A 24,233-nucleotide genomic window follows, 5' to 3' on the forward strand; every position below is an offset into this window, starting at 1 on the left:
CCCCCCTTGTGGCCCCCCTGGGCGGCTTGGGGGTGGGTTTCCCCCCCCCCCTACCCAATTGGTGGCCTGGTGGGGTGGGTAAAACCCCCACCCCGATCTCATGCCGCGTCTGCCGCCATCTTCTCGGCCTTGGCGATCACGTCGTCGATGCCGCCGACCATGTAGAACGCACCTTCCGGCAGGTGATCGTATTCACCCGCGACCACGGCCTTGAACGACTTGATGGTCTCTTCCAGCGGCACCTGGATGCCGTCGGAGCCGGTGAACACCTTGGCCACGTCGAAGGGTTGGCTAAGGAAACGCTGGATTTTCCGGGCACGCGCCACGGTCAGCTTGTCCTCTTCGCTGAGTTCATCCATGCCGAGAATGGCGATGATGTCCTGAAGCGACTTGTAGCGCTGCAGGATCCCCTGCACGTCACGCGCCACGGCGTAATGCTCTTCGCCCACGATCTGCGGGTCCATCAGGCGCGAGTTCGAGTCGAGCGGGTCCACGGCGGGGTAGATGCCAAGCTCGGAAATCGCACGGCTGAGAACGGTCGTGGCGTCGAGGTGCGCGAAGGTCGTGGCCGGCGCCGGGTCGGTCAGGTCGTCCGCAGGCACATAGACTGCCTGAATCGAGGTGATCGAGCCCTGCTTGGTCGAGGTGATGCGTTCCTGCATCGCGCCCATGTCGGTGGCCAGCGTCGGCTGATAACCCACGGCCGAAGGAATACGACCCAGAAGCGCCGACACCTCGGAGCCCGCCTGCGTGAAGCGGAAGATGTTGTCGACGAAGAACAGCACGTCCGAACCGGACTGGTCGCGGAACTGCTCGGCCAGCGTCAGGCCGGTCAGCGCGACACGCGCACGCGCGCCCGGAGGCTCGTTCATCTGACCGTAGACCAGCGCAACCTGGCTCTCTTCCAGATTGTCGGGCTTGATCACGTTCGATTCGATCATCTCGTGATAGAGGTCGTTGCCCTCACGCGTCCGCTCGCCGACACCGGCGAAGACCGAATAGCCCGAGTGCACCTTGGCGATGTTGTTGATCAGTTCCATGATCAGAACCGTCTTGCCCACACCGGCACCGCCGAAGAGGCCGATCTTGCCGCCCTTGGCATAAGGGGCCAGCAGGTCCACCACCTTGATGCCGGTCTCGAGGATCTCGGAGGCGGTCGACTGCTCCGCGAATTCGGGCGCGGGCTGGTGAATGGCGCGATACTCGCTTGCCTTGATCGGCGCGCCCTCGTCCACCGGCTCGCCGATGACGTTGAGGATACGGCCCAGGGTGGCGTTGCCGACCGGGATCGAGATCGGCGAGCCGCTGTCTTTCACGTCCTGACCACGAACGAGACCTTCGGTCGCGTCCATCGCGATGGTGCGCACGGTGTTCTCACCCAGATGCTGCGCCACTTCGAGCACCAGCTTCTTGCCGTTATTGTCGGTTTCCAGCGCGTTCAGAATGGCTGGCAGATCGCCGTCAAAGTGAACGTCCACAACGGCGCCAATGACCTGCGTCACTTTGCCTTTTGCATTTGCCATGTTTCGTCTCCGGTTTGTCTTACAGCGCTTCCGCGCCGGAAATGATTTCAATCAGCTCGTTGGTGATCACGGCCTGACGCGAGCGGTTGTATTCGATGGTCAGCTTGTCGATCATCTCGCCCGCGTTGCGGGTGGCGTTGTCCATCGCGGACATCCGTGCCCCCTGTTCCGAGGCCCCGTTTTCCAACAGCGCGCTGAAGATCTGCGTCGCCACGCCGCGCGGCAGAAGATCGGCGAGGATCGCCGTCTCGTCCGGCTCGTAGTCGTAGAACGTTTCGGTATCGGCCTCGTCCAGATCGCCCACATCGGCAGGGATGATCTGCTGCTTGGTCGGGATTTGCGTCACCACGTTCTCGAACTGCGAGTAGAAGATCTTGGCCACGTCGAACTCTCCGGCGTCGAACCGGTTGAGCACGTTGGCCGCGACCGCCTGCGCATCGGCATAGCCCACGCGCTTGACCTCCGTGAGATCGACGTGATCCACGAAATACTGGCCATAGTCGCGCCGCATCGCATCGCGGCCCTTCTTGCCGACGGTGATGATCTTCACGGTCTTGCCCTTGGCGAGCAAGTCCGCCGCCTCGGCCTTGGCCAGCTTGGCGATATTGGCGTTGAAGCCACCGCACAACCCACGCTCGGCGGTCATCACCACCAGAAGATGCACCTTGTCCTCGCCCGTCCCGGCCAGAAGCCGCGGCGCGTTCTCGGCGTCACCCACCGAGGCCGCGAGTTTCTTCATAACCGCGTTGAAGCGTTCGGTGTAAGGCCGCGACATTTCCGCGGCCTCCTGAGCACGGCGAAGCTTCGCCGCGGCGACCATCTGCATGGCCTTCGTGATCTTGCGGGTCGATTTGACCGACGAGATCCGGTTTTTCAGGTCCTTGAGATTCGGCATTGCCTTATCTCCCCCTTACGCGAAGTCAGCGGCGAATTCGTCCAGCGCGGCCTTGATCTTGTCCTCGGCCTCACCCTTGATCTTGGGATCTTCCGTCGTGATGTGATCCAGCAGATCCTGATGCTTGCCGCGCAGGTGCTTGAGCAGGCCCTGCTCGTAGCGGCCCACATCGCCAACCTTGATCTTGTCCAGATAGCCCTTGGTGCCGGCATAGATCACGCATACGATCTCGGCGTTGGTGAGCGGCGAATACTGCGCCTGCTTCATCAACTCGGTCAGACGTGCACCACGGTTCAGCAACTGCTGCGTCGCCGCATCGAGGTCAGAGCCGAACTGCGCGAAGGCCGCCATTTCGCGATACTGCGCAAGCTCCAGCTTCACCGGACCGGCAACCGATTTCATCGCGTTGGTCTGCGCCGACGAGCCCACACGAGACACCGACAGACCGGTGTTCACGGCGGGGCGGATGCCCTGATAGAACAGTTCGGTTTCAAGGAAGATCTGACCGTCGGTGATCGAGATCACGTTGGTCGGAATAAAGGCCGACACGTCACCGCCCTGGGTTTCGATGATCGGCAGCGCCGTCAGCGAGCCCGAGCCATTGTCCTCGTTGAGCTTTGCCGAGCGCTCCAGCAGGCGGGAGTGGAGATAGAACACATCACCGGGATAGGCTTCGCGGCCGGGCGGACGACGCAGCAGCAGCGACATCTGGCGATAGGCCACGGCCTGCTTGGAGAGGTCATCATAGACGATCAGCGCGTGACGGCCATTGTCGCGGAAATGCTCGGCCATGGCGGTCGCCGAATAGGGCGCGAGGAACTGCATCGGCGCGGGGTCGGATGCGGTGGCGGCCACGACGATGGAATATTCAATCGCGCCGCTCTCTTCTAGCTTTTTCACCAGCTGCGCCACGGTCGAACGCTTCTGGCCCACGGCCACGTAGACGCAATAGAGCTTCTTGCTCTCGTCGTCGCCTGCGGCCTCGTTATAGATCTTCTGGTTCAGGATCGCGTCGAGCGCCACGGCGGTCTTGCCGGTCTGACGGTCGCCAATGATCAGCTCGCGCTGGCCACGGCCGATCGGGATCATCGCGTCCACCGACTTGAGGCCGGTCGCCATCGGCTCGTGCACCGATTTACGCGGGATGATGCCGGGGGCCTTCACATCGGCCAGACCCCGGGTTTTCGTCTTGATCGGGCCCTTGCCGTCGAGCGGGTTGCCGAGACCGTCCACGACGCGACCCAGCAGTTCGTCGCCGATCGGCACGTCCACGATGGACTTGGTGCGCTTGACGGTGTCGCCTTCCTTGATGTCACGGTCGGAGCCGAAGATCACGACGCCGACATTGTCGGCCTCGAGGTTGAGCGCCATGCCCATGATCGAGCCCGGAAACTCGACAAGTTCACCGGCCTGGACATTGTCCAGCCCGTGAACCCGCGCGATACCGTCACCCACGGACAGAACCCGACCGATCTCGGCAACTTCGGCCTCCTGGCCGAAATTCTTGATCTGGTCCTTCAGGATCGCAGAAATCTCTGCTGCTTGGATACCCATTTATCCGACCTCTTTCATTGCATTCTGGAGGGAATCGAGCCGCGAGCGGATCGAGGTGTCGATCATCTTCGAGCCCACTTTGACAACAAGACCGCCGATGAGGCTTTCATCAACGGTCGCATTCAGTTTCACATCGCGGCCGATCTGGGCCTTGAGGGTTTTCGCCAGCTTGTCGGACTGTGCCTTGGTCAGTGCCTTGGCGCTGGTCACTTCGGCCTTCACCTCGCCCTTGTCCTCGGCAATCATCTCGTCAAGCTGTGCGATCAGTTGCGGCACCACGAAGAGGCGGCGCTTGGCGGCCATGACGGCCAGACCGTTGCGCAGTTCGGGGACCAGCCCCATCTTGTCGGCAATCGCGGCAATCGCCTTGCCCTGCTCGTCACGGCTCAGCACCGGAGAGGCAATGACGTCGCGCAGATCGACGCTTTCGCCAAGTGCTGCGGACAGGTCATTGAGGTTTTCTTCGAGCTTGGCCAGCGATTTGGCCTCTTTCGCAAGCTCGAAGATCGCAGTGGCATAGCGCGCGGCAATGCCGGAAGAAATCGAAGCTGGTTCGGACACGTCCACCCTTCCGATAATCTGGCCCCGGTTGAGCAGCTGTGACGGCGGGTCACATCCGGGGGCGTTGGCATACGATGAAACTTGCGAAACATCGAAATTCGGCTGGGGTGTAGCAGAGCCTTCCGTGTCGGGCAAGCCGCTTGAAATCAATTGTATACTATAGAATACCGCATGCTTTCAAAGGCTTACCCCAAGTGCGACCGAATGCGCGCTTTTTACCCTGCAAAAAACATCACATTTTCTTACGAATTTGCGATTCCCGCACCTCGGACCCTGCCCAAACCCCCGGCAGACGTTTGCGCTATCAGCGCGAGAGGGGCGAAAACCGCCCCGCTCTCTGGTGTCACGACCGCTTGAGCAGCGCCAGCAACTGCTGCGACGGCAGGCCGTCCTGCGCCGCCCCCACCGACCGCTGAAAGGCGCGGATCGCGGCCACGGTATTGGGCCCGACGAGGCCGTCGATCTTCTCCACCGCAAAGCCCTTGCGCTTGAGCCGTCGCTGCATCTCCTTGCGCTCATCGAATGTCAGCGGGTCATAGCCGCGCGGCCAGCTGGCCTGTATCTCCGGCCCGCCCGCGATCCGGTCCGACAGGTGCCCGACGCCCAAAGCATAGGCATCGGCGTTGTTGTAGCGCTTGATCACGTCGAAATTGGCAAACACCATGAAGGACGCGCCCGACGGCCCCGCCGGTTGCAGGATGCGCGCCGAGCCGTAATCGCGCACCGGCCGCCCGTCGATCCCGACGACACCGCGCGCCGCCCAGTCCGAGGGCATGCGGCTGGTGCTGCCGAAGGACGCGCCGCGCGGCACTCGCACCTCCATGCCCCAGGGCATGCCCTTGCGCCAGCCGAACCGCTTGAGATAGGCGGCGGTCGAGGCCAGCGCGTCGGTCGGATCGTCCGACCACACGTCGCGTTTGCCATCGCCGGTGAAATCCACCGCATAGGCCTCATACGAGGTGGGCATGAACTGCGTGTGCCCCATTGCCCCGGCCCAGGAGCCTTTCATCCGGTCAGGCGTGACGTCGCCCGATTGCAGAATTTTCAGCGCCGCGATCAGTTGCTTCTCGAAGAACGCCCCGCGCCGCCCGTCATAGGCCAATGTCGCCATCGAGCCGATCAGCGGCAGATCACCCAACCGCTCGCCATAGGTGCTCTCCATCCCCCAGACCGCCGTCACGACCTCTTTCTCGACGCCGTAATGCGCCTCGATCCGCTCCAGCGTGCGGCGATGCTGGCGCAGGGCGCGCTGCCCGTTCTCGACCCGCACGGGCGACACGGCACTGTCGAGATAATCCCAGATCTCGCGCTTGAATTCCGATTGGTTGCGGTCCTTGGCCACCACTTCGGGATCGTAACGCACGCCACGAAAGGCCCGGTCAAACACCTGCCTGCTGATCCCTTGTGCAGCGGCCCGCCCCCGGAACCCGGCGATCCAGCGGTCAAAGCCGGAATTAGAGGTGACCGGCGTAGCGCGCAGCCCCTCGGGGCGCAGTTGCGGGCGCAGCACGCGCACCGGCACATCGTTCACAACCACCGCCGCCGCCGTGATCAGCCCCGACCCGGGCCGCAATTGCGGGCGCAGCGATTCCTCTACTGCACCTGCGGCCCATGACGGGCCGATCCCGGTCAAAAGGGCTGAGAGCCCCAACATCACTGCTCGCATCACCTGCCCCTTATTGCGTGGCTATTTATCCCGGATGATACCCCGATTGTTTCCGAATCGAAAGCAATCTGACGCGCGCCTGCGGTGTCTTGCCGATCCGATCCGCCGCGACGGGGCGCGCCACAGGCAGGCTAGGCGCGCGCCGCCCTCTCGCGGAACGCCGTGATCATCTCCTGCGGGTCGCGGTCGGCGTCGATGGCGAGGCGGCGCAGCCCGAAATGCACATGCGCCATATCCTGATAATACCGCGTATAGGCGTAATTCGTCGCCGCCCCGGCGGCTGCGCCCAGCACCGGTACGGTCTGCGCCGCCAGCTTCTGCCCCAGAACCGCCGCCAGACGCGGGGCGACCCGCGCGATCAGCGCGCGCATCGCGGCCCCGGTCAGCGTCACCCGCGTGCCGATAAAACCCAGATTGGCCCCGTCATCCTCCGACAACGGCCCCGCTGCCCCGAACACCTCGATGGAATCGAAGCGCACAGCGGGCTCTGACGGATCAAAGCCGTGCTCGCTCGCGACGTCCTGAATCGCGCGCAACAGGATGGTCGTGGTCGCGGGCAATTCCGCCAGCGCCGTCGGCAGCCCGCCGAACCCGCCCGCGGCCCCCATCACCGTGGTCAGCGCCCGTACCCGCCAGGCGGGCCCGTCGCCCACAACCTCGCGCGAGCGATGCGCGGCCTCGGCGGCATGGCGCAGCGCGTCTTCGGTGGCGGAATTGAGCCGCATCCGCGCGGCCGGTGGCAGTCGGTCCAAGAGCCCCTCGGCCTGCCCGCCGATGAGGTTGAGCACATCCATCGCGGCATTGCCCGCCTGCGCGTTGCGCCGAACAAGCGCATCAAGCCGCGCCTCTGTCGTGGTCTCGTCGATCGGTCGGCCCAGAAGTTCCATCGCCCCGCCCTGTCAGATGTCTCACCGGATCAAGCTGCGCATGGCCTGCGGAAAAATCAAGCGGCGCGCGTCACCTCTCCGCGCACACCCTCCCACGCGCCGGGCTGCAAGGCCAGCCCAAGCACGCGCTCGGGATTGGTGGGCGGCGGCATCATGACACCCTGCAGCAGGGCAAAGCCGAAGCGCCCGTAATAGGGCGCATCCCCCACCAGCATCACGCGCAGCCAGCCCGCCGCCCGCGCCCGCTCCACGCTATCGCGAATAAGCCACGCACCCAGCCCCTCGCCCTGATGGGTGGGATGCACCGCCACGGGGCCCAGCAGGAGGGCGCGCTCTGGCCCCACACACACCGGCCAATAGCGGATCGCCCCCGCCACGATCCCGTCCTCGCGCGCCACAAGGCACAGATCAGCGACCGGCGGCACCCCGTCACGCAGCCGGTAGGACGAGAGTGCCTCACGCCCCGGCGCAAAACACAGGTCATAGAGCGCCTCGACCTCCCAATGATCCTCTGGCCCCTCGGGCCGCACATCCAACATGGCGCGCCATACCTTCGCGAATATCGACTGGCAAAGCGCGTAGCACGGCGTTACGGCTGGCACAAACCGGATCACCCCGAGAGGAAAGACGCGATGTTCTACAAACCCGAGGATGGCCACGGCCTGCCGCATAATCCCTTCAACGCGATCGTCACCCCCCGGCCCATCGGCTGGATTTCGACCCGCGATGCACAAGGCCATGACAACCTCGCACCCTACTCGTTCTTCAACGCGGTGGCCTATGTGCCGCCGCAGGTGATGTTCGCCTCGACCTCGGCCAAGCCCGACCGCGACGGCACCAAGGACAGCGTCGCCAATATCCGCGACACCGGCGTGTTCTGCGTCAATATCGTCAGCGAGGCACTGCGCGACGCGATGAACCAGACCTCCGGGCCATGGGGCCGCGAGGTCGACGAGTTCACCGATGCCGGGCTGGAGAAAGCCGCCTGCGAAACGGTGGACTGCGCCCGCGTGGCCGCGAGCCCCGCCAACCTCGAATGCAAGCTCACACAGATCGTGCAATTGCCAGGCGAGGCGAATTTCGTGGTCTTCGGCGAGGTCACCGGCGTGCATATGCGCGATGACTGCATGGTCGATGGTCTCTTTGACGTCACCCGCTTCACCCCGCTGACCCGGCTGGGCTATCAGGACTACTCGGTGATCCGCGAGACCTTCAGCCTGAAACGCCCGGAATAGCACGCAGAAGCGGCGTGCAAGCCGCATACCCCCGCTGTGCAAAGCGCGGTTCAAGGCCTTTGCAAAGGCCTTGCCGCCCTTGGCGGACGGATGGAGATCGGATCGGGGACGACGCGATTGGCAGCGGTTGCACCAGAGGACCGCGACACCGCGCAAAAACCTCTCAGCCGGTGCCTGCCATTGCAAGATTGTGCGCAGCCGTTCGTATTGCGGGCTCAGGTCGGGCGCGTCATCGGCGCTTGGGTGGTGGTCCGCATGTCACGCACCGGAATCCCTCGAAAAACCTCCCTATTCACAGCCCGTCCGTTTGCGCATATGTCACCCGCATGATCCGTCTCGCCCTCATCATGCTCCTCACCCTCGCCCCCGCCCTCGCGCGGGCCGATTGCGTCGTGCTGCTGCATGGGCTGGCGCGCAGCGACGCCTCGTTCCTCGTGATGCAGGAGGTGCTCGAGGCGCAGGGCTATGACGTCTTCTCCCCCGATTACCCCTCGACCGAAGAGGATATCGCGGAACTGGCCGAGGAAACCCTGCCCTTCGCGGTGCGTGTCTGCGGCGAGACGCGGATCCACTTCGTCACCCATTCCATGGGCGGTATCCTGCTGCGGGTCTGGCTGGCCGAAAACCGGCCCGAGACCATGGGCCGCGTTGTCATGCTCGCCCCGCCCAATCACGGCAGCGAACTGGTGGACGAGCTGGGCGGGCTGGAGCTGTTCAAATGGCTCAACGGCCCTGCGGGGATGCAGCTTCAGACCGGGCCGGGCGGCGTGCCCGAAAACCTGCCGCCGGTGGATTTCGAACTGGGCGTGATCGCGGGCACCCGCTCGCTCAACCCCTATTACTCGTCGCTGATCGAGGGGCCCGACGATGGTAAGGTTTCGGTCGCCTCGACAAGGGTGGACGGCATGGCCGATCACCTCACCCTGCCGGTGACGCATACTTTCCTGATGAACAACCCGCTGGTTATCGCGCAGGTCGAGGAATTTCTCGAGCATGGCCGGTTCGATCACGACCTGACGCTCGGCGATGTGCTTTTCGGGCGGCGCGGCGGATGAGCGCGGCCCTTACCCTGCAGGGCGCGCAGGTGCTCTGGCCCGACGGGCCGGAGATGCGCGACCTGCACCTCGCCGATGGCCGTGTCACCGACGCGCCCGCGGACCGCAGCGTGGACCTGTCGGGCTACATGATCCTGCCCGGCATCGTCGACATCCACGGCGACGGGTTCGAACGTCACCTCGCCCCCCGGCGCGGCGCGATGAAGGACGTGGATCAGGGCCTCATCGCCACCGAGGCGGAACTGGCCGCCAACGGTATCACCACCGCCACCCTGGCACAGTTCTACAGCTGGGAAGGCGGCATGCGCGGCCCCGAGTTTGCCGAGAAGGTGTTTGCCGAGCTCGCCACCATCCGCCCGCAGGTGGACACCGATCTTCTGGTGCAACTGCGCTTCGAGATCCCGATGCTCGACGATTACGCCGCCGTCGAGGAGATGATCGCCCGCCACGCCATCCCCTACGTGGTGTTCAACGATCACCTCCCGCATGAGGAACTGGCCAAGGGCAAACGCCCGCCCCGCCTGACCGGGCAGGCCCTGCGCATCGGGCGCAACCCCGAAAAGCACCTCGCCTTCATGCAAGACCTGCATGCCCGGATGCCCGAAGTGGAAACCGCCCTCGACGCGCTCAGCGCGCGGCTCATCGCGGCGGGCGTGCGCCTTGGCAGCCATGACGAGGCGACCGGGGTCGCGCGCGCGAGAAACCGCGCACGTGGCATCCGTATCGCGGAATTCCCCGAAACGCTGGCCGCCGCCGAGGCCGCCCGCGCAGGCGGCGACAGCATCATCATGGGCGCGCCCAACCTGGTGCGCGGCGGCTCGCACAAGGGCAATGCAAGCGCGCTGGAAATGGCCGCCATGGGCCTCATCGACGCGCTCGCCTCGGATTACCACTACCCGTCGCTGAAGCGCGCAGCGTTCCTGCTGGCCGATGGCGGGGTCTGCGACCTGGCCTCCGCCTGGCGGCTGATCTCGCTCGGCCCGGCGCGCATTCTGGGCCTCGGGGATCGCGGCGAATTGCGCCCCGGACTGCGCGCCGACCTCACGGTGATCGACCCGGCAAGCCGCCGCATCATGGCCACCATGGCAGGCGGGCGGATCAGCTACATGAACGGCGCCGTGGCGGCGCGATTCATGGCGCTGTGACTTGGGCCTGAAGGGGACATCCGATGGATGCACCCTGCGCGAAACGCGGCCCAACGGGCCGCCGCGCATCGCCGTGCCGCCCCCCGGCGCGGCGATTTGGCTGCAACCTGTTCTGCGCTCTGATGTTTTTCGGACTTGGCTGATATAAAGCACTGCCAAACTGATTTCGGATCGCCACACCGCGGCACGACGATGCGCGGCTTAGTCTAACCTCCGCTTCAGGCCAATCGCCCCACCCCCTCTGGACAACCTTCCGCAGGCAGGGTCTACATCCCCGCATGACAGACCCGATATACGCCATACCCGATATCCACGGTCAGGACGCGCTGCTCGACGCCGCCCTCGATCTCGTCACGCAGGACGGCGGGGCGCAGGCCCGCATTGTGTTTCTCGGCGATCTCGTGGATCGCGGCCCGGACAGCCGCGCCGTGATCGACCGGCTGATGCAGGGCCAGGCCGAGGGCCGCCCCTGGAGCGTGCTCAAAGGCAACCACGACCAGCTTTTCCTCGATTTCCTCGACACCGGCCAGATCCGCTCGCCACAGGTCCGCTCCGGCCTCACATGGCTCAATCCGCGACTTGGCGGCGCGGCGACGCTGGCCTCTTACGGCATCAGCGCCACCGAGGACGCCCCCGCATGGGACGCCGCCCGCGCCGCCGTGCCACAATCGCATCGCGACTGGCTGGCCAGGCTGCCACTCTACAAGGAGGCAGGCGCGTTGCTCTTCGTCCACGCAGGCATCCGCCCCGGCCTGCCCCTCGCGGAACAGAGCGCCACCGACCTGATGTGGATCCGCGACGGTTTTCTCGATCACGACGCGCCCCACCCCTGGCTTGTCGTGCACGGCCACACCGCGCTCGACCGGCCACAGCATTTCGGCAACCGCATCGACCTCGACGGTGGCGCGGGCCAAGGCCGCCAACTCTGGCCCGCCGTGTTCGACGGCCCCACCTGCCACCTGCTCACCGACACCGGACGGCAACCGCTCACGCCCACCGGATGAAGAACGAACAGCACGGCCACCCTCCGAATTTCACAAAACTCCGCCCTGACACCACGTCCGCGTTGCCTTTTGCCCTGCCCCGCCGCTAGGCTCGGCCCAACGCAAACCCCGGGTGGAGGATGACCCATGACCGATATCGTTATTCTGGATGGCTGCCGAACGGCCATTGGCACATTCGGCGGGGCCCTTGCGGGCACACCGCCCACCACCCTCGGGGCCACCGTCGCCCGCGAGGCGCTGGCCCGTTCGGGCGTCGAGGGCGGCCAGATCGGCCATGTGGTCTTTGGCCATGTCATCAACACCGAACCGCGCGACATGTATGTCAGCCGCGTCGCCGCCATCGACGCAGGCATCCCCGACACGGCCCCCGCGATGAACGTCAACCGCCTCTGCGGCTCGGGCGCACAGGCCATCGTGTCGGTCATCCAATCGCTGATGCTGGGCGATGCCGAGTTCGGCCTTGCGGGCGGGGCCGAGAACATGAGCCGCTCGCCCTTCATCATTCCCGATCAACGCTGGGGGGCCAAGATGGGCGACGTGAAGACGCTCGACATGATGCTGGGCGCGCTCAACTGTCCGTTCGGCACCGGCCATATGGGCGTCACCGCCGAGAATGTCGCGGCCGAGCATGACATCAGCCGCACCGATCAGGATGCCTTCGCGCTTGAGAGCCAGCGCCGCGCCGCAGAGGCAATCGCCGAAGGCCGCTTCAAATCGCAGATCGTGCCGGTCGAGGTGCGCGTGAAACGCGATATGGTGGCGTTCGACACCGACGAGCACCCCAAACCCACCACCGCCGAGGCCCTCGCCGGTCTGCGCACGGTGTTCCAGAAAGACGGCACCATCACCGCCGGCAATGCCAGCGGCATCAATGACGGCGCCGCCGCCCTCGTGCTCGCCCGGTCCGAGGCGGCAGAGGCCGCAGGCCTCAAGCCGCGCGCACGTGTTCTGGGCTATGCCCATGCCGGGGTGCGCCCCGAGGTGATGGGCATCGGCCCCATCCCCGCCGTCGAGAGCCTGCTCGCGAAAACCGGGCTCAGCGTGGCCGATTTCGATGTGGTGGAATCGAACGAGGCCTTTGCCGCGCAGGCTCTGGCGGTCAACAAGGGGCTCGGTCTCGACCCGGGCCGCGTCAATCCCAATGGCGGGGCCATCGCGCTCGGTCATCCGGTCGGCGCAACCGGGGCCATCCTCACGGTCAAGGCGCTTTACGAGCTGGAGCGGACCGGCGGTAAGCGCGCGCTGATCACCATGTGCATCGGCGGCGGTCAGGGCATCGCATTGGCGATCGAGGCGCTCTGAGCACATAATTCACAGGCTTTAACCGCTTGTTCACGACGATGCCGGAGTGTGATCGGATTACATTCCGGCACGGCGGAGGATGGGCATGAGCCTTGCCAACAAGCTGGCAGAAGAGCGGCGCGCGCGTCTGGCCGCCGAACGTCTGCTGGAACAGAAACAGGCGGAATTGCACGCCGCCAACCGCAAACTGGGCAAGCATGCGCGCGCCCTCTCGCACGAGATACACGAGACCCGCGCCGAGGTGAAGACCGTCCGCGACGAAAACCTGCGCGTCAAATCGGACCTCTGCGAAGCGCATCAAAAGGTCGAGATCGCGGAACGCCGCCTCTGGCATTCCATCGCCACCATTCAGGACGGCTTTGCCTTTTTCGATGCCGACAGCCACATGATCGCGGCCAATCATGCCTGGCTCGCGGTTTTCGACGGGCTGGAGGCGGTGCAGCCCGGCATCAGCTATGTCGAGATCCTGCAATTCATCACCGAAGAGGGGATCGTCAACATCGGCGCGCACGCCCCGCATGTCTGGCGCGAACACATGCTCGACCGCTGGCAACAGGCCACGCCCGAGCCCGAGGTGATCCGCCTGTGGAACGGCCACTATATCAAGCTGATCGATCAGCGCGGCCCCGATGGCGATGTCGTCAGCCTCGCGCTCAACATCACCGACACGATCCGCTACGAGACGGAGCTGAAAGAGGCCCGCCGCCGCGCCGAGAGCGCCAATCGCGCCAAGTCCACCTTCCTCGCCAACATGAGCCATGAGATCCGCACCCCGATGAACGGCGTCGTCGGCATGGCCGATCTGCTCATGGACAGCGACCTGACCGAGGAACAGCGCCTCTATGCGTCCACCATCAAGCACTCCGGCGAGGCGCTGCTCGTCATCATCAACGACGTGCTGGATTACTCCAAGATCGAGGCCGAGAAACTGGTCCTCCACACGGCCCCTTTCGACCTCGAACGCTGCATCCACGAGCTTGTGACGCTGATGCAGGCCAATGCCCGCGACAAGGGGCTCGATCTGCTGGTCGATTACGACCTGTTCCTGCCGACGCGCTTCATCGGCGATCCGGGCCGTATCCGGCAGATCCTGACCAACCTTCTGGGCAACGCCATCAAGTTCACCGAGACGGGCCATGTGCTGATCCGTGTGACCGGCGTGCCCCCCGCCGCGGACGAGGCGGCGATGATCCATGTCAGCATCGAGGATACCGGCATCGGCATCCCGCCCGACAAGGTCGACCACATCTTCGGTGAGTTCAATCAGGTCGAGGATGACCGCAATCGCAAGTTCGAGGGCACCGGCCTCGGCCTCGCGATCTCGCAAAAGCTGATCAGGATGATGCAGGGCGACATCTGGGTCGACTCGACCCCCGGAGAGGGATCGAGTTTCGGCATCTCCCTCACCCTGCCCGTCGCCGCCTCCGAAGACGTGGCAGACCCGGTCCTGCCCAAATCTGGGGGCCGCGCCCTGATCGTCGAACCGCAGGCGGCAAGCCGGGACATTCTGGAAAGTCAACTCGCCGCGCTCGGCCTCACCGTCGTCACCTGCGCCAGCGGGGCCGAGGCCCTGACACTGGCCCGCCCCGATATCGACATCGTGCTATGCGATCACAACATGGCGCAGATGGACGGGCTCGAACTCGCCGAGGCGCTGCGCGAGGCGGGTCACACCATGCCCATCGTCCTGCTCAGCCAGAACACCGGCTATGCCGAACAGGATCCGGCCCGTGCCCATGTCCAGGCGGTGCTGCAAAAACCGGCACCCCGCCGCGCCCTGATCGACACGCTCGCCGCCGTGCTGCCCCCCGGCGACAAGGCTCCCGAGGCCGCCCGCACCATGCGGGTGCTCGCGGCAGAGGATAACAAGACCAACCGGCTGGTATTTTCAAAGATGCTCACCGGCCTCGATATCGATCTGAAATTCGCCGAGAACGGGCGCGAAGCGGTGGATTTTTACCACGCGTTCCAGCCGGATGTGATCTTCATGGATATCTCCATGCCCGAGATGGACGGCAAGGAGGCCACCCGCACCATCCGCGAGGCCGAAGACCCCAGCGCGCATGTGCCCATCGTCGCGATGACCGCCCACGCAATGCAGGGCGACGAGGCGGACATTCTGGCCGCCGGGCTGGATCACTACCTGACCAAGCCGCTGCGCAAGACCGATATCATCGCACAGATCATCGCCGCCTGCCCACCCGACGCCCGCGCGCCACAGCCAGCGGCGACAACGGCTCAGGCCGGATAGTCGCGCAAAAACACCATGCTGTCGCCTTCCGACATCTCGGCATTGTAGCGATAGCAGCCAGTGTCGAAATCCTTGAGCGCCGCCGGGTCGGTCAGACGGTGCTGAATCACGAACCGCGCCATCGCGCCCCGCGCCTTCTTGGCGTAAAAGCTCACGATCTTGGGCGTGCCCACCTTTTCCTCCATAAACACCGGCGTAATCACCCGCAGATCGAGCGCCGCACGGTCCACCGCGCCGAAATATTCTTGGCTCGCGCAGTTCACCAGCGTCTCAGTGCCGATCTCGCGCGCCTGCGCATTCAGCGCCTTGGAAATCCGGTCGCCCCAATAGTCGTAGAGCGTGCGGCCCCGGTCGGTCGCCAGCCGGCTGCCCATTTCCAGCCGGTACGGCTCGATCGCATCAAGCGGGCGCAACAGCCCGTAAAGCCCCGACAGGATGCGGAAATGATCCTGCGCCCAGGCCATCTCCTCCGCGTCCAATGATCCCGCCTCCAGCCCCTGATAGGTGTCGCCCGCAAAGGCCAGCGCGGCGGGCTTTTCCTCCATCGTGCCAAAATCCGCAAAGCGGTCGGCATTGAGCCGGGCAAGGTTCTCGCTGATCTTCATCAGCTTTTGCAGATCGCCCACATCGAGGCCACGCGCCACCTGCGCCAGATCCTCCGCCTCGGTGCGGAAGGCGGGCCGCGTCGGGGTGACTCCCTCAACCGGGCTCATATCCATCTTCTTGGCGGGCGAGACGACAACCAGCATGCGCAAACTTCCTCTGTGACACCGTTCGAACTGACTTAGTCCGCCATGCGCAGAACGTCCAGAAAGGCCGGGCCGAAACGTTCGGCGTATTTCTCACCGATCAGCCGGGCCATCGCATCACTGTCGCGCGGGCGCTGGCTCGCCACCCGCGCCAGCAGCGAGGCCGAACAACTCAACGGCTTGTCGATGCCCTCTGGCCCGCGCGAGAGCCGCGCCTGCGCCTCGATCAGCTGGTCATAGACCTCGCCCGCCGCGCGGCCCGCCAGCTTGCGCCGTGTGGGGTGAACCTCCTCCACCGCTCCGTTGATCACCTCCAGGAAATCCGCGCCATAGCGGTCCAGCTTGGTGGCCCCCACGCCGCCGACCCGCGCCATCGCATCCAGATTGGCGGGGCGCGTCTCGGCCATCTCGATCAGCGTGCGGTCGTTGAAGACGATATAGGCAGGCACCCCCGCCGCCTCGGCCAGCGCGCGCCGCTTGGCCTTGAGCGCCGACAGAAGCGGCGCGTCCTCCTCCGACACCAGTGCCCGGGCGGCAGGGCGCGGCGCGCGCTGCACCACCTCGCGGCGCAGGCGGATCGGGGTTTCGGCGCGCAGGATCGGGCGGGCGGCCTCGGTCATCACCAATGCACCATGCCGTTCGGGATCGGGGCGCACCAGATCATGCCCCATCATCTGCCTAAACACCCCCTGCCAGCCGCGCTTGTCCATGTCGCGGCCCACGCCGAAGGTCGGCAGGTTGTCATGGCCGCGCGCGCGGACTTTCTCGGTCGCATTGCCCATAAGGATGTCGATCAGATGCCCCGCGCCAAACCGTTCCTCGGTCCGCAGGATCGCCGACAGCGCCTTTTGCACCGCCTCGGTCCCGTCGAAGGTCTCGGGCGGCGTCTCGCACAGGTCGCAATTCCCGCATGGCTCTGCCGCCTCGCCGAAATAGCCGAGCAGCGCCACCCTGCGGCATTCCAGCGCCTCGGCCAGACCCAGAAGCGCGTTAAGCCGCCCGTGATCGGCCATCCGCCGTTCCGGCGGGGCCAGCCCCTCGTCGATCTGGGACCGGCGCAGGCGGATATCGTCGGGACCAAAGAGGGTCAGCGTCTCGGCGGGCGCGCCATCGCGCCCCGCGCGGCCGATTTCCTGGTAATAGGCCTCGATGCTCTTGGGTAGGTCGGCATGGGCGACCCAGCGGATATCGGGCTTGTCCACCCCCATGCCAAAGGCCACCGTCGCCACCACGATCAGCCCGTCCTCACTGTTGAACCGATGCTCCACCTGGCGGCGCTGATCGGCCTCCATCCCGCCGTGATAGGCGCAGGCATTGTGCCCCGCCTGCGATAGCGCCTGCGCCAAACTCTCGGTCCTGGCGCGGGTGCCGCAATAGACGATGCCCGATTGCCCCTTGCGCGCCCCGGCAAAGCCCATGATCTGCTGGCGCGGCCCGTCCTTGGCGGCAAAGGCCAGATGGATATTGGGCCGGTCGAACCCGTGCAGGAAGATCTGCGGCGGCTGCCCGTAAAAGAGCTTGTCCACGATCTCTTGCTGCGTCTCGGCATCGGCAGTGGCGGTGAAGGCGGCGAGCGGCACATTGAGCGCGCGCCTGAGTTCCCCGATGCGCAGGTAATCAGGCCGGAAATCATGGCCCCATTGGCTCACGCAATGCGCCTCGTCCACGGCAATCAGGCTGACACCGATGCGCCGCAGCATTGCCAGCGACGATCCCGCCGCCAGTCGCTCCGGCGCGATGTAGAGCAGCTTGAGCCGCCCCGCCTCCAGCGCCGCCCAGACCTCTGCCGTTTCCTCTTCGGTATTGCCCGAGGTCAGCGCCCCCGCCTCGACCCCCGCCGCACGCAGCCCCCGCACCTGATCGCGCATCAGCGCAATCAGCGGCGAGATGACCACTGTCACCCCGTCCCGCAGCAGCGCAGGCAATTGGAAACACAGGGATTTACCGCCCCCCGTGGGCATGATCGCAAGGGTGTTGCACCCGGTGGCGACGGTGTGGACGATCTCTTCCTGTCCGGGCCGAAACGCATCGAACCCGAAGACATCGCGCAAAAGCGTGGCAGCGCTCGGCATGGCAGTCCTGTAAGATTTTATTTATCTGCTCTTACAGTCAGTGTTTCACACCAAGATTCGGTGAACAAGACCCGAGATCAGTAAAACGCTGCCGCATTGTTGATCAGGATGATCCGCAGCGCATAGACCGCCACCAGCACCACCAGAGGGGCCAGGTCGATGCCCGACATCGGCGGCAGAAACTGGCGCACGCGGGAATAGATCGGCTCCAGCAGGCGGTTGAGCCCGTACCAGATCTGCGCCACGAATTGCTGCTGCAGGTTCAGCACCTGGAAATTGATCAGCCAGGACATGATCACATGCGCAAGGATGAAGAACCACACGATGTCGAGCAGCAGCATCAGGATCTGGAAAAGCGATTGCATGGGCAGTGGTCCTCTGGGTCGGAAACGCCTTCCCACCTAAGCAAGGCCGCGCGGAAGCGCAAGCCTGACGCGCGGTCGCAGTTGACGGCCATGCCCGAGGCTGGCAGGCGCGGGCCAAAGGAGACCCGCCCATGTATCCCGTCCTGCGCCTGATCTGGCAACTCTACAAGCATCGCAAATCCTCCGCGCTGCCGGTCACCGGGCTGCATGTGTCGCAGCATTACTGCCTGCCCTGGGATATCGACCTGTGGATGGAACTGAACAACGGGCGCACGCTCACGCTCTATGATCTGGGGCGCATTCCGCTCGCCGGTCGCGTCGGGCTGATCAAGGTGCTGCGCCGCAAGCGTTGGGGCCTGACCATCGCAGGCGCAAGCGTGCGCTATCGCCGCCGCATCCGCATGTTCGAACGGATCGAGATGCGCTCGCGGCTGGTCTGCTGGGACGAGAAATTCCTCTATCTCGAACAATCCATGTGGACGCCCGATGGCCAATGCGCCAACCACATCCTCTACCGCGCGGCGGTGACCGGCAAGGGCGGGATCGTGGCCCCCGCAACCGTCCAGGCCGAACTGGGGCACGACGCCGCCCAGCCATTACACCCCGGCTGGGTCCGCGCCTGGATCGAGGCCGATGCCACGCGCCCCTGGCCCCCGATGCAGGACATCGTGCAGGAATAGCTTGCACCCACGCGCCTGCCGCGCTCATATCCCCCAAAGGTTGAGCGAGGCAGGTATGACCGTTATTTCCAAACGCAAGCGCATCTGGGGCTGGTTCTTTTTCGACTGGGCCAGCCAACCCTACCACACCCTGCTGATCACCTTCATTTTCGGCCCCTACTTCGCCTCCGTCGCCTCCGACCATTTCATGTCCACCGGGCTGAGCGAAGGCGTCGCCGACGCCCGCGCGCAGACCCTCTGGTCCACCGGCCTGACCATCAGCGGCCTGATCATCGGCCTCGGCGCGCCGATCATGGGGGCCTTTGCCGACACCACCGGGCGGCGTCTGCCATGGATCATCGTGTTTTCACTGATGTACGTGACCGGGGCCGCCGCGATCTGGGGGATGACGCCGGACGGCGCGAACCTGTGGTTCGGGCTCATCGCCTTCGGCCTTGGCTTCATCGGCGCGGAATACGCGCTCATCTTCATCAATTCGCAACTGCCCTCGCTCGGCACGCAGGACGAGGTCGGCGCGATCTCCGGTTCGGGCTTTGCCTTCGGCTATGTGGCCGGGGTGGTATCATTGCTGATCATGCTGGCGCTCTTTGTCGAACAGCCCAGCGGCAAGACCCTGATCGGCCTTGACCCGGCCTTCGGACTTGACGCCGCCACACGCGAGGGCACGCGTTTCGTCGGGCCCTTCACGGCGGTCTGGTTCGCGGTCTTCATGATCCCCTATTTCCTATGGGTGCGCGACACCGGGCCTGCGGGCACGGGGCGCGGCATCGGCGATGCGCTCGGGCTGCTGGTCAAGACGGTCAAGGGGCTGCGCCACCGCCTCAGCCTCAGCACCTATCTCGGCTCCTCGATGTTCTACCGCGATGCGCTCAACGGGCTTTATGGCTTCGGTGGCACCTATGCGATCCTCGTGCTCAACTGGTCGATCACCTCGGTCGGCATCTTCGGGATCATCGGTGCGATCTCGGCGGCACTCTTCAGCTGGGTCGGCGGCAGGCTCGATGCACGCTTCGGCCCCAAGCCGGTGATCATCACGGCGATCTGGGGCCTGATCGCGGTCTGCGTCATCGTCGTCGGCATGGACCGTAGCCAGATCTTCGGCATTCCACTGGCAGAGGGCTCCACCCTGCCAGACGCCATCTTCTTCGGCTGCGGCGTGCTGATCGGCGGCCTCGGCGGCACGCTTCAGGCTGCCAGCCGCACGCTCATGGTGCGCCATACCGACCCCGCGACCCCGACCGAGAATTTCGGCCTCTACGGCCTTTCGGGCCGGGCCACGGCGTTTCTTGCCCCGGCCCTGATCGGGCTTGTCACCTCGCTCTCGGGCAGCGCGCGGATCGGCATCTCACCGGTGATTTTCCTTTTCCTGATCGGCCTTGTGCTGCTACGCTGGGTCAAGGCGGAAGGGGACAGGGATCAATGGGCCGGATCGTCGTAACAGCAGCACTTTGTCTGGCCCTCGCGGCCTGCACGCAACCCGAGCCGGAGGCGCAGGCCACCGGCATCGTCTCCAGTCAGAGCATCCCCGCCGCCATGCAGGGCGTACAGGCCAAACAGCTTTTCGGCGCGCAAGGGCAAGGTTCCGAACACGCGCCCGCCGCCTATGGCAGCTATGCCAAGGGCTGCATCGCGGGGGCCGTCGCCCTGCCCGAAACCGGACCCACATGGCAGGCCATGCGCCTCAGCCGCAACCGCAACTGGGGCCACCCCGAGACCATCGACCTGCTGCAAAAACTCTCGCGCAAGGCCGCAGCGCAGCCGGGCTGGAACGGCATCTATGTGGGCGATATCAGCCAGCCGCGCGGCGGGCCGATGCTGTCGGGGCATCGCAGCCACCAGATGGGCCTCGACGCCGATATCTGGCTGCGCCCCGCCGACAACCTCACCCTAAGCCGCACGGCGCGCGAGAATATCTCGTCGATCTCCATGCGCCGGGCCAATGGCGCCTATATCAACGGCAACTGGACCCGCGCGCATCACGAGATCGTCAAGGCCGCCGCGCAAGACCCGCGCACCGCGCGCATCTTCATCTTTCCCGGGGCCAAGACCCAGATGTGCCGCGATGAGACCGGCGACCGCGCATGGCTGCGCAAGGTCCGGCCGTGGTGGGGGCATCACTACCATTTTCACGTCCGGCTGAATTGCCCCGACAACGCGCGCGGCTGCGTGGAGCAGGCCGCGCCGCCACCCGGCGATGGCTGCGCCGAGGCCGAGCAGTGGGTGCGCAACATCCTCAACCCGCCGCCGCCCGACCCCGATGCGCCGCCGCCCAAACCCCGCCGCGAGTTGACGATGGAAGACCTTCCGCGCCAATGCGTGGCCGTGCTGCAAGATCAATAAATCAGCATACTGCGTCGCTTTTTTCGCCCACCACATGATTTTGTTTTGACAACTACGAAATTTGTGGCAGGCTTGGGTCAGGTTCAACAAAGCGAAAGGAGGTGGTCCAGTGTCTATAGAGGTATTGGAGCGAGGTGTCGGAACAGTTCGGGAGGCCGCCGTCTAGGGCAGCCCCGAGGCGAAAGCCGCCCGGATTGGTGCGCCTAACCGGCCCACCTCCGTAACTTCTAGAGGGCCGTTCCCAGCCGGGGCGGCCCTTTTGAATTGTCACGCCTGCCAGAAATCTACCTGTCACCGATCAACACGTCATCAACGGGACCGCCGCATGCTGAGGATCACCGACCAGATCGCCATCGAGGATTGGGAACTGACCGAGCAGTTCATCCGCGCCTCCGGCCCCGGCGGGCAGAACGTCAACAAGGTGGCGAGCGCGGTCGAATTGCGCTTCGAGGCCGAGCGCTCGCCCAACCTGCCCGGCCCGGTCAAGGCCCGGCTCAAACGGCTGGCAGGCCGCCGCTGGACCAAGGAGGGCGCGCTCGTTCTGCACTGCGACGAGACCCGCAGCCAGACCCGCAACCGCGACATCGTGCGCGACCGCCTGGCAGACCTGATCCGGCAGGCCCTGGTCAAACCCAAACGCCGCATCCCGACGCGCCCCACCCTCGGCGCCAAGAAACGCCGCCTCAAGGCCAAGAAGGTGCGCGGCGAGGTCAAGGCCCTGCGCGGTCGCGTGGACGGCGAAGACTGAAACTGGGTCACCGCTCCGCTTTGGACGTCCCTCCCATTTCACCTTTCCCCAAATACTCAAATCCGGGGCGCAGCCCCTCATCGCAGCAGTCCCCCGGTAACGCAGCGTTCATGGGTGACAAGCGCGCTCGCCTGCGGCATCACTGTGCCAGCCAAGGGAGGTCCGTCAGCCATGTCCAACTATCCGCATCTTCTCGCGCCCCTCGATCTGGGCCACGTCACGCTCAAGAACCGCGTGCTCATGGGCTCCATGCATACCGGGCTGGAGGAGACGCGCGACTGGAACCGGGTGGCCGAATTCTACGCCTCCCGCGTGCGCGGCGGCGTCGGCCTCATGGTCACCGGCGGCATGGCCCCCAACCGCGAGGGCGGCGTGTTTCCCGGCGCGGCGGGCCTCTTCACCCCCGAGGATATCGCCAATCACCGCATCGTCACCGACCGGGTGCATGACGCGGGCGGGCTGATTGCGATGCAGATCCTGCATGCGGGCCGCTACGCCTATGGCAAGGAATGCGTGGCCCCCTCCCCCGTCAAGTCGCCGATCTCGCCTTTTACCCCCACCGAACTCGACGAGAACGGCATCGAGAAGCAGATCGCCGATATCGTCACGGCGGCGGAGCGCGCCCGCGAGGCAGGCTATGACGGGGTCGAGATCATGGGGTCGGAGGGCTATTTCCTCAACCAGTTCCTTGTCACCCACACCAACAAGCGCACGGATCGCTGGGGCGGCTCCTACGAGAACCGGATGCGCCTGCCCATCGAGGTGGTGCACCGCACCCGCGCCGCCGTCGGCCCCGATTTCATCCTGATCTACCGCCTGTCGATGATCGACCTCATCCCCGAGGGCAGCACCCATGCCGAGGTGGTGCAACTGGCCCAGGCGGTCGAGGCGGCGGGCGCCTCGATCCTCAACACCGGCATCGGCTGGCACGAGGCGCGGGTGCCCACCATCGCCACCTCCGTCCCGCGCGCGGGCTGGGCCTGGGTCACGCAGAAACTGATGGGCAAGGTGGGCATCCCGGTGATCACCTCGAACCGGATCAACACGCCGCAAGTCGGCGAAGACCTGATCGCGCAGGGTGTGGCCGACATGGTCTCGATGGCGCGGCCCTTCCTCGCCGATGCCGATTTCGTCAACAAGGCGGCAGAGGGGCGCGCGCAGACCATCGCCCCCTGCATCGCCTGCAATCAGGCATGCCTCGATCACACCTTCTCGGGCAAGCTCACCTCCTGCCTCGTCAATCCGCGTGCCTGCCACGAGACTGAACTGACCATCGCGCCCGCCGACACACCGAAACGCATCGCCGTGGTCGGTGCCGGTCCTGCGGGCCTCTCGGCCGCGATCACGGCAGCGGGGCGCGGCCACAAGGTGACGCTCTTCGACCGCGCGCCTACGCTTGGCGGCCAACTCAACATGGCCCGCGTCATTCCCGGCAAGGAGGAATTCCACGGCCTCGTCGACTGGTTCGAGGTGATGGTGCAGGAGACCGGCGTCGAGGTGAAGCTGGGCGTTGAAGCGGGGCCGAATGACCTTGCAGGCTTCGACGAGGTGATCATCGCCACCGGGGTCATTCCCCGCGATCCCGGTATCGACGGGCAGGACGGCCCCAACGTGCTCAGCTATATCGACGTGCTGCGCGGCAAGGCAGAAGTGGGCAAGCGCGTCGCCGTGGTGGGCGCGGGCGGCATCGGTTTCGACGTGTCAGAGTTCCTCGTCCACGAGGGCGAGAGCCCGACCGAGAACCTGTCGCTCTGGCGCGAGGAATGGGGCGTCGGCGACCCCGCAGAGGTGCGCGGCGGGCTGGCCCCCACGGGCCCGCAGCCAGAGCCGCCCGCGCGGGCCGTCACGCTGTTGCAGCGCAAGGCAGAGCGCCCCGGCAAACGTCTCGGCAAGACCACCGGCTGGATTCACCGCGCGGCGCTTCGGATGAAGGGCGTCGAGATGCTGAGCGGCGTCAATTACGAGCGCATCGATGCGCACGGCTTGCACATCAGCTTTGGCGAGGCGCGCGAGACCCCCAAACTCATCGAGGCCGACACCATCGTGCTCTGCGCCGGACAGCTGAGCGAGCGCAGCCTTGCGGATGCACTCGAGGCCGAGGGCGTCACCTGCCACGTGATCGGCGGCGCGGATGTGGCCGCCGAACTCGATGCGAAACGCGCCATAGATCAGGGCACCCGGCTGGCTGCGACGCTCTGAGG

The 24,233-nt window shown here is 65.4% G+C and carries 21 protein-coding genes; 11 read left to right on the forward strand and 10 right to left on the reverse strand.

Annotated elements, in window-relative coordinates; genetic code table 11:
• Positions 1–98 precede the first annotated feature (98 nt).
• The 7 genes from atpD to RID11_RS18025 form a co-directional block, all read right to left on the reverse strand.
• On the reverse strand, positions 99–1,523 hold the full coding sequence (gene atpD, locus RID11_RS17995) for a F0F1 ATP synthase subunit beta (RefSeq protein WP_080455193.1): 1,425 nt from the start codon (positions 1,521–1,523) through the stop codon (positions 99–101).
• 19 nt (positions 1,524–1,542) lie between these two features.
• On the reverse strand, positions 1,543–2,418 hold the full coding sequence (locus RID11_RS18000) for a F0F1 ATP synthase subunit gamma (RefSeq protein ID WP_350141610.1): 876 nt from the start codon (positions 2,416–2,418) through the stop codon (positions 1,543–1,545).
• A gap of 15 nt (positions 2,419–2,433) precedes the next feature.
• Positions 2,434–3,972 carry a F0F1 ATP synthase subunit alpha gene (gene atpA, locus RID11_RS18005; protein WP_350141612.1) on the reverse strand — a complete coding sequence of 513 codons (1,539 nt, stop codon included), beginning with the start codon at positions 3,970–3,972 and terminating at the stop codon, positions 2,434–2,436.
• Complete coding sequence (locus RID11_RS18010; RefSeq protein ID WP_350141614.1) at positions 3,973–4,539, reverse strand: F0F1 ATP synthase subunit delta; 567 nt, start codon at positions 4,537–4,539, stop codon at positions 3,973–3,975.
• A gap of 337 nt (positions 4,540–4,876) precedes the next feature.
• Positions 4,877–6,199 (reverse strand): lytic murein transglycosylase, encoded by a 1,323-nt coding sequence (locus RID11_RS18015; RefSeq protein ID WP_350141616.1) that lies wholly within the window; start codon positions 6,197–6,199, stop codon positions 4,877–4,879.
• A 131-nt stretch (positions 6,200–6,330) separates the two neighbouring features.
• On the reverse strand, positions 6,331–7,086 hold the full coding sequence (locus RID11_RS18020) for an EcsC family protein (protein WP_350141618.1): 756 nt from the start codon (positions 7,084–7,086) through the stop codon (positions 6,331–6,333).
• A 56-nt stretch (positions 7,087–7,142) separates the two neighbouring features.
• Entirely contained in the window at positions 7,143–7,625 is a 483-nt protein-coding gene (locus tag RID11_RS18025; RefSeq protein WP_350141620.1) for a GNAT family N-acetyltransferase, read from the reverse strand.
• A 93-nt stretch (positions 7,626–7,718) separates the two neighbouring features.
• On the opposite strand from RID11_RS18025, the gene RID11_RS18030 reads away from it, so the two are divergent.
• The 6 genes from RID11_RS18030 (at position 7,719) to RID11_RS18055 (ending at position 15,078) form a co-directional block, all read left to right on the forward strand.
• Positions 7,719–8,321, forward strand: a complete 603-nt coding sequence (locus tag RID11_RS18030) for a flavin reductase family protein (protein WP_350141622.1) — start codon at positions 7,719–7,721, stop codon at positions 8,319–8,321.
• Between the two features lie 326 nt (positions 8,322–8,647).
• On the forward strand, positions 8,648–9,376 hold the full coding sequence (locus RID11_RS18035; protein WP_350141624.1) for an esterase/lipase family protein: 729 nt from the start codon (positions 8,648–8,650) through the stop codon (positions 9,374–9,376).
• Complete coding sequence (locus RID11_RS18040; RefSeq protein ID WP_350141626.1) at positions 9,373–10,521, forward strand: alpha-D-ribose 1-methylphosphonate 5-triphosphate diphosphatase; 1,149 nt, start codon at positions 9,373–9,375, stop codon at positions 10,519–10,521. The genes RID11_RS18035 and RID11_RS18040 overlap by 4 nt, the downstream gene beginning before the upstream one ends.
• A gap of 278 nt (positions 10,522–10,799) precedes the next feature.
• The gene (locus tag RID11_RS18045; protein WP_350141628.1) at positions 10,800–11,525 is read left to right on the forward strand and encodes a metallophosphoesterase; all 726 of its coding nucleotides are present in this window, start codon (positions 10,800–10,802) and stop codon (positions 11,523–11,525) included.
• 126 nt (positions 11,526–11,651) lie between these two features.
• The gene (locus tag RID11_RS18050) at positions 11,652–12,827 is read left to right on the forward strand and encodes an acetyl-CoA C-acyltransferase family protein (protein ID WP_350141630.1); all 1,176 of its coding nucleotides are present in this window, start codon (positions 11,652–11,654) and stop codon (positions 12,825–12,827) included.
• Between the two features lie 85 nt (positions 12,828–12,912).
• A complete protein-coding gene (locus RID11_RS18055; RefSeq protein WP_350141631.1) occupies positions 12,913–15,078 on the forward strand; it encodes a response regulator in 2,166 nt (721 codons plus the stop codon).
• On the opposite strand, the gene yaaA is transcribed toward RID11_RS18055, so the two are convergent.
• From yaaA to RID11_RS18070, 3 genes are all read right to left on the reverse strand, one after another.
• Positions 15,066–15,827: a peroxide stress protein YaaA gene (gene yaaA, locus RID11_RS18060; RefSeq protein WP_350141633.1), complete on the reverse strand. Its 762-nt coding sequence runs from the start codon at positions 15,825–15,827 to the stop codon at positions 15,066–15,068. The two genes, RID11_RS18055 and yaaA, sit on opposite strands and share 13 nt — an antisense overlap.
• A gap of 35 nt (positions 15,828–15,862) precedes the next feature.
• Positions 15,863–17,899 carry a DNA helicase RecQ gene (gene recQ / locus RID11_RS18065; protein ID WP_350141635.1) on the reverse strand — a complete coding sequence of 679 codons (2,037 nt, stop codon included), beginning with the start codon at positions 17,897–17,899 and terminating at the stop codon, positions 15,863–15,865.
• 77 nt (positions 17,900–17,976) lie between these two features.
• Positions 17,977–18,264, reverse strand: a complete 288-nt coding sequence (locus tag RID11_RS18070; protein WP_050661014.1) for a YggT family protein — start codon at positions 18,262–18,264, stop codon at positions 17,977–17,979.
• 131 nt (positions 18,265–18,395) lie between these two features.
• Here RID11_RS18070 and RID11_RS18075 point away from each other — a divergent pair, with 131 nt between their 5' ends.
• The 5 genes from RID11_RS18075 (at position 18,396) to RID11_RS18095 (ending at position 24,231) form a co-directional block, all read left to right on the forward strand.
• The gene (locus tag RID11_RS18075) at positions 18,396–18,944 is read left to right on the forward strand and encodes an acyl-CoA thioesterase (RefSeq protein WP_350141638.1); all 549 of its coding nucleotides are present in this window, start codon (positions 18,396–18,398) and stop codon (positions 18,942–18,944) included.
• Positions 18,945–18,999: 55 nt separating this feature from the next.
• Positions 19,000–20,382, forward strand: coding sequence for an MFS transporter (locus RID11_RS18080; protein WP_350141640.1), 1,383 nt, complete (start codon positions 19,000–19,002; stop codon positions 20,380–20,382).
• On the forward strand, positions 20,364–21,284 hold the full coding sequence (mepA, locus tag RID11_RS18085) for a penicillin-insensitive murein endopeptidase (RefSeq protein WP_350141642.1): 921 nt from the start codon (positions 20,364–20,366) through the stop codon (positions 21,282–21,284). The genes RID11_RS18080 and mepA overlap by 19 nt, the downstream gene beginning before the upstream one ends.
• Before the next feature lie 325 nt (positions 21,285–21,609).
• Complete coding sequence (gene arfB / locus RID11_RS18090; protein ID WP_350141644.1) at positions 21,610–22,032, forward strand: alternative ribosome rescue aminoacyl-tRNA hydrolase ArfB; 423 nt, start codon at positions 21,610–21,612, stop codon at positions 22,030–22,032.
• 171 nt (positions 22,033–22,203) lie between these two features.
• Positions 22,204–24,231, forward strand: a complete 2,028-nt coding sequence (locus RID11_RS18095; protein ID WP_350141646.1) for an FAD-dependent oxidoreductase — start codon at positions 22,204–22,206, stop codon at positions 24,229–24,231.
• Positions 24,232–24,233: the final 2 nt, after the last annotated feature.

It is taken from the genome of Roseovarius sp., assembly GCF_040219995.1.
Taxonomy (GTDB): domain Bacteria; phylum Pseudomonadota; class Alphaproteobacteria; order Rhodobacterales; family Rhodobacteraceae; genus Roseovarius.

Excerpts from the sequence above, each read along its gene's own strand:
- yaaA (WP_350141633.1), bottom strand. The coding sequence starts at position 15,827 with ATGCTGGTTGTCGTCTCGCCCGCCAAGAAGATGGATATGAGCCCGGTT.
- RID11_RS18025 (WP_350141620.1), bottom strand. The coding sequence starts at position 7,625 with ATGTTGGATGTGCGGCCCGAGGGGCCAGAGGATCATTGGGAGGTCGAG.
- RID11_RS18045 (WP_350141628.1), top strand. The coding sequence starts at position 10,800 with ATGACAGACCCGATATACGCCATACCCGATATCCACGGTCAGGACGCG.
- RID11_RS18020 (WP_350141618.1), bottom strand. The coding sequence starts at position 7,086 with ATGGAACTTCTGGGCCGACCGATCGACGAGACCACGACAGAGGCGCGG.
- RID11_RS18075 (WP_350141638.1), top strand. The coding sequence starts at position 18,396 with ATGTATCCCGTCCTGCGCCTGATCTGGCAACTCTACAAGCATCGCAAA.
- RID11_RS18095 (WP_350141646.1), top strand. The coding sequence starts at position 22,204 with ATGTCCAACTATCCGCATCTTCTCGCGCCCCTCGATCTGGGCCACGTC.
- RID11_RS18080 (WP_350141640.1), top strand. The coding sequence starts at position 19,000 with ATGACCGTTATTTCCAAACGCAAGCGCATCTGGGGCTGGTTCTTTTTC.
- RID11_RS18040 (WP_350141626.1), top strand. The coding sequence starts at position 9,373 with ATGAGCGCGGCCCTTACCCTGCAGGGCGCGCAGGTGCTCTGGCCCGAC.
- RID11_RS18035 (WP_350141624.1), top strand. The coding sequence starts at position 8,648 with ATGATCCGTCTCGCCCTCATCATGCTCCTCACCCTCGCCCCCGCCCTC.
- RID11_RS18015 (WP_350141616.1), bottom strand. The coding sequence starts at position 6,199 with ATGCGAGCAGTGATGTTGGGGCTCTCAGCCCTTTTGACCGGGATCGGC.
- recQ (WP_350141635.1), bottom strand. The coding sequence starts at position 17,899 with ATGCCGAGCGCTGCCACGCTTTTGCGCGATGTCTTCGGGTTCGATGCG.
- RID11_RS18055 (WP_350141631.1), top strand. The coding sequence starts at position 12,913 with ATGAGCCTTGCCAACAAGCTGGCAGAAGAGCGGCGCGCGCGTCTGGCC.
- atpA (WP_350141612.1), bottom strand. The coding sequence starts at position 3,972 with ATGGGTATCCAAGCAGCAGAGATTTCTGCGATCCTGAAGGACCAGATC.
- atpD (WP_080455193.1), bottom strand. The coding sequence starts at position 1,523 with ATGGCAAATGCAAAAGGCAAAGTGACGCAGGTCATTGGCGCCGTTGTG.
- mepA (WP_350141642.1), top strand. The coding sequence starts at position 20,364 with ATGGGCCGGATCGTCGTAACAGCAGCACTTTGTCTGGCCCTCGCGGCC.
- RID11_RS18070 (WP_050661014.1), bottom strand. The coding sequence starts at position 18,264 with ATGCAATCGCTTTTCCAGATCCTGATGCTGCTGCTCGACATCGTGTGG.
- arfB (WP_350141644.1), top strand. The coding sequence starts at position 21,610 with ATGCTGAGGATCACCGACCAGATCGCCATCGAGGATTGGGAACTGACC.
- RID11_RS18000 (WP_350141610.1), bottom strand. The coding sequence starts at position 2,418 with ATGCCGAATCTCAAGGACCTGAAAAACCGGATCTCGTCGGTCAAATCG.
- RID11_RS18030 (WP_350141622.1), top strand. The coding sequence starts at position 7,719 with ATGTTCTACAAACCCGAGGATGGCCACGGCCTGCCGCATAATCCCTTC.
- RID11_RS18050 (WP_350141630.1), top strand. The coding sequence starts at position 11,652 with ATGACCGATATCGTTATTCTGGATGGCTGCCGAACGGCCATTGGCACA.